Consider the following 4,403-nt stretch of genomic DNA (forward strand, 5'->3'; position numbering starts at 1 on the left):
CTCGCGCTATGCGCAACTGAACTTCGAGAAAGACATCAACCTGCCCGGTGGAGCGTATCTACTGGCCGCGCTAGACCGTGGCGTTGATGTCTTGTATGTGTTGTCTGGACATCGCGCGCAGTTGGATCCCGCCGACAGGCGTCTATTGTCTGCGTTCAAAGATGCGTCACCGGCTGCTCGCAACGCTGTGCTTGCTGCATTGGGCTTGGTAAGCGATGCCTCGTCTTCCAAGACTGGGGCCGGCCCGGTTGTGTCGTTCAACAACAGCGAAGTCGGCTCGGTGATTTCTACAACCGCATCGATCGATCAGAGCAACATGCAGATCATTGTTGGCGGACGTAAAAAAAAGAAGTCCTGATCGAGTTACAGATAGGACAGCTGGTCCTCGCAAAAGAGTGCGTTATTGGCAACCAGCGGCAGACGTTTAATAACTGATGTTGCAAAGCAAAACGGCGGTCATAAAAAAGCCGGCGGATGGCCGCCGGCTGATCAGCAATCATCCAGGCACGGAACTTATTGTGCTGTTCTGGGGGAATATGCGCATTGACGTACCTGTTCGTAGGCCACGGTGGGAATGACCACGTCGAATTGATTGGAGGTCGGGACTAGCGTCGAGGGCTCCGAAGAGCGCAGTAGGAACGCGTCACCGCCTCCCTCTTTTCGGAACCAGCCAATGTGCATTCCCGGCAGGCTGGTGCCGAACTTGCGCAGGGGGAAGCGAATGGACGTTGCATCCAATGCTTCGTCCCAACGCAGCGCGCTCAACGGCACGATCACCCTTTCCGTCCCAACACGCAGCGTGAGGCTGTCGTCACCGACAGTAACGTGAGTGCTACGTGCCTGCCAGATGAAGAATGACGCAGCTCCAATGTTGACTAAGAAAACCGCTGCCAGAGCGGCCTTTTTCGACGGAGTTGGCGCTTTGCCAGCGTAGAGCATATACGCCACGAGCCCCATGACGAGCACGAACGGGCCGAAGATCGCAAGATATGTCTTGCCATCGGCCAAGTGCAGTGGGATATCGCAATTCATGTCTAAATTTCTCCTATGCTGCAATCGTGCGCATGCCGTATTCATACACAGCATCGACGATAGTGGGAAACGCGTGTTCCTCATACGAAATCAGGCCCACCTGCTGCATTGCGCGCAGGAACGCCGCCACTTCGTTTCGGATGACCAACTTCGCGTGCTCCGAATACAACTCAGGAGCGCCCAGCATGGCAGCAGCGCGCTGCGCAACGCTGCAACTTTCGCAGATCTCCGGATCAAGGCGACTCATCTGCCCGGTGAACGCCGACATCGCCGCCACTTGATCCATGGGTCTCTGGCCAGTCACCGACACGCTGCTGACGAATGTAATAGCAGTGAATAGGACAGCTACGGCGTGTACACCCACCGCCGTCTCTACTGCTGCCACAACTACCACGAACGCCCCAGCGACCGCCTGACCTGGTGCTACACGCACTAACTCGGCGATGTTGCCGATTGCGGCCAAGTCAGCCGCCGACGGCGAAGCGCTGCCAGTTGAAACGAACTTCTGAACGATGTCGCCCGTTAGTGGTGAATCCGGGGCCAGCCCCAACGATTCCTTGATGATGCCAAGGTTCGTGGACAGAACCTTAGCCATCTGTTGGGTAAGCGCATCCGGCTTTGGCCTATCCAGCGCGCCGGAAACATGAAGATAGCTGAGCAGCGATGCATAGTCCTTTTTGTGGACTGCGCTCTGGACTTCTGGAGCTGAAAGCGCAACGAGCAGGGATAGAGTTGGCGCGTCAAGCGCTCGGGCGTCGTACCCAACCGTGGCCAGAAATTTCTGTGGATCCGAGTTGAACACCCCGCGCTGCGCCGGGTCGGAAAACATTTGAACCACTGCGGCGGACAAGCGCGACCAACGGTCCCATCCTTCTGCGGGCATGCCTCCCCGCGACAGCGGAAGCAGCATCTTGGTAACCGTTACGTTGGCCGTGCCACCGGTCAGGCTTGCGGGCTCGCCAAACACCCGTGCTGTGCCTTCGATCGCTGCCGCGCCCACGGGCGCAGCAGCAGCGGCACCGGCCACAAGACTTGATTGAATGAACTTCCGTCGCTTCACCGTCCACACTCCTTTCGTAGCGGCTCATCACCTCTGGAACGAATTGCTCGTAAGTAGCAGAAATTCGCTCGCGAATCTCGGGGTTCTTGTGCAGCACGGCGCAGTCCTGGCAGATGTGTACAGAATCGGACAGCAATTCATCAGCGCGCTCATCGCCCATGACCTTGCGCACGATTTCCCCCGGGCCGTCCATGCGCAGCCAGTATTTGAGGAAGTCATCACGCTGGCGTAGATATGTGTCGGAAACACCTTCATCCATTGTCCCCAACTTCATTTCGGGAATGTGCTCCAACGTGAGCCCACAGCACGCCGAGACCTCGCCGTACGGCGTGACGACAATGTTGCTGTGGATCTGTTCGCATGGCGTGGCACGTCGTCCCGTTGTAAGCGCGTGGTCTCGCTCCTCACCAGTGTCCTTGAACGACATCCAACTATTCGACTGGACAATCACACCCCTTGATCGGAGGGACTTCATGGTTGGGTCTTTCATGAGCGCTGCCAGTTTCGCGCTGTCTGCGGTATCCGCTTCGACCGTCACCAATGTAAGTACACCAGCATGAAATGCCGCCTCCACTGCGTTGACGACTGATTCCTGTGGAACCCATTCTTGGTGGTCCTTGCCGGTGCTGATGTTTAACTCGCACAAGCCTGCGCCGGCTAACTTGTCAGCCAAGCGCTTGGCCGTAGCCTTCGTTTTTCCCCAAGAGCCATTAGAGACGATACGCGTGACCAAACCCAGAGAAGTGGCCTCCGCGATGACGGCAACAAGGTCATCTTTCAGCAAGGTCGCTTCGCCGCCTGTGAACACCACAACACGCAGCGACTTGAAGCGATTTTTTACATCGTGAAGTGCCCGAATCATCTCGTCGCGACCAAGCCGTCCTTTGACCTTGGGGCTGCTTTCAAAACAGCACTGCGTGCAGGCTGCAGTGCATCGGTAAGTGGTGATGAAAGTAAGGGTCTTCGGCAACAACGTTGTGCACAGATCCATCTGGATTCTCCGATTATTTCCCCGGTCGGGCTGTCCGCATAGTTCTTTTCATTTAGCGGCGCAGGTTCAGTCCATCGACTCCGACAGGGAACGACATGTGACCAAAATCCCTATTTTCAGCAGATTTTAGAGGTTCTGGCGCGTTTCTCATTGCGATCTGGTCGTCACTCTCCTGGTCGCCTGACGTCGATGTTCAAGGCTAAACGGCCTTCGTCTAGCTGACCATCAGAGAATTCCTACATGTGCTGCGAGAGATAGGTCGATGTGAAAGGGAACTGGGCCGTGAAGAATTTGCCCATTGAAGCAACGATGCTTGCATGGCCAACGCACGTTGGTGGGTACTTGCTGACTGCACATGCCAGTGCTGCCGGAGCATTGTTTCTGCCGGGAATTCCTATCTGCATCAGGTGTCTATGCATACACCCAGGCTGCTGCGTATGCGAACGTCAATAGGCATTGTGCGCAGAGTTGTCGGATGATCCACTGCTAATTTTTCAGGTCCACAGCAGCACATGCTCTTTAGGCAGAGGTACACGAAAGCTCAATGCGTATTCTCCAACTCAAGCGAAGTGGTGAAACCGCTTGAGCCGTTGATGGCGTGGGTGGTCTTTGCAATCAGCCAGCGTTGCCCATCAATGTCCGGCTTGAAGCCGCTCATCGTGACGATTTGCTCTGGGAACAGATCCGCCCGCCCGATCGCCAGCGTGTAGTCGAACTTCGCCACGCCACGCTTCACCCGCTCCAGCTCCGCGTGCGCATGCTGGCGTGCCGTTGCCTCGTCTGCATAGGACTCGCGCAGGCGCTTTGCGTTGTCGTCCGTGCCGACCAGCACCGACTGCCGCCGCGCCTTGCCCTTGTCCGTCCAATACGCGCGCACACCGGTGTAAGCATTACGGTCGGCAACTGAGTAGCGATGTTGGTCGCCGTCGCGCCGAGTCAGGGTGACGGTCGGCAGCGGCTTGCCGGTTGCAGTGGTGCCGGCGCCAATCGGCGCAAAGACCAACGCACCTGCCTTCACTGTTGACATGGCATCAAAGCGCTGTCCCAGGCGGGTGAGCAGATTCATGTCGCTCTCGTTGGCCTGGTCGAGATGGGGCAGCTTGGTACGCGCCAGCGCGTCGGCCACGCGCGGCGTCAGTCCATGCTCGCCAGCGAGCGTGTTGAGCACGGTGCCCAGGGTGGTGTTGTGCCAGCTGCGCTCGCGCCGCGTGCGCATGTCAGTGGTGAGGTCTGCACTGCGCGCGCGCACCGTGATGATGTCGGGGGCGCCGCTGTACTCCACCTCGTCCACGATGAAGGTGCCTTTGTCGACCAGGCCGG

5 protein-coding genes are annotated in these 4,403 nt (G+C 57.6%); 1 reads left to right on the plus strand and 4 read right to left on the minus strand.

Features of this window, described 5'->3' with window-relative positions:
* The coding region (locus ABS769_RS22100) for an XRE family transcriptional regulator (RefSeq protein ID WP_350498289.1) at nt 1-358 on the plus strand (358 nt) is incomplete at its 5' end.
* A gap of 155 nt (nt 359-513) precedes the next feature.
* On the opposite strand, the gene ABS769_RS22105 is transcribed toward ABS769_RS22100, so the two are convergent.
* The 4 genes from ABS769_RS22105 to ABS769_RS22120 form a co-directional block, all read right to left on the minus strand.
* Nucleotides 514-1,032, minus strand: a complete 519-nt coding sequence (locus ABS769_RS22105) for a hypothetical protein (RefSeq protein ID WP_076036775.1) — start codon at nt 1,030-1,032, stop codon at nt 514-516.
* A 13-nt stretch (nt 1,033-1,045) separates the two neighbouring features.
* Nucleotides 1,046-1,861, minus strand: a complete 816-nt coding sequence (locus ABS769_RS22110; protein ID WP_317063202.1) for a hypothetical protein — start codon at nt 1,859-1,861, stop codon at nt 1,046-1,048.
* Nucleotides 1,773-3,083: a radical SAM protein gene (locus ABS769_RS22115; RefSeq protein ID WP_317063203.1), complete on the minus strand. Its 1,311-nt coding sequence runs from the start codon at nt 3,081-3,083 to the stop codon at nt 1,773-1,775. The genes ABS769_RS22110 and ABS769_RS22115 overlap by 89 nt, the downstream gene beginning before the upstream one ends.
* A gap of 541 nt (nt 3,084-3,624) precedes the next feature.
* Nucleotides 3,625-4,403 (minus strand): contractile injection system protein, VgrG/Pvc8 family (locus ABS769_RS22120; protein WP_350498290.1); only part of this gene is annotated, 779 nt, incomplete at its 5' end.

The sequence above is a fragment of the Xanthomonas hortorum genome, from assembly GCF_040279205.1.
GTDB lineage: Bacteria > Pseudomonadota > Gammaproteobacteria > Xanthomonadales > Xanthomonadaceae > Xanthomonas > Xanthomonas hortorum_F.

What these genes read in the sequence shown, in the direction of transcription:
- ABS769_RS22105 (WP_076036775.1), bottom strand. Translation starts at nt 1,032, where the DNA reads ATGAATTGCGATATCCCACTGCACTTGGCCGATGGCAAGACATATCTT.
- ABS769_RS22110 (WP_317063202.1), bottom strand. Translation starts at nt 1,861, where the DNA reads ATGTTTTCCGACCCGGCGCAGCGCGGGGTGTTCAACTCGGATCCACAG.
- ABS769_RS22115 (WP_317063203.1), bottom strand. Translation starts at nt 3,083, where the DNA reads ATGGATCTGTGCACAACGTTGTTGCCGAAGACCCTTACTTTCATCACC.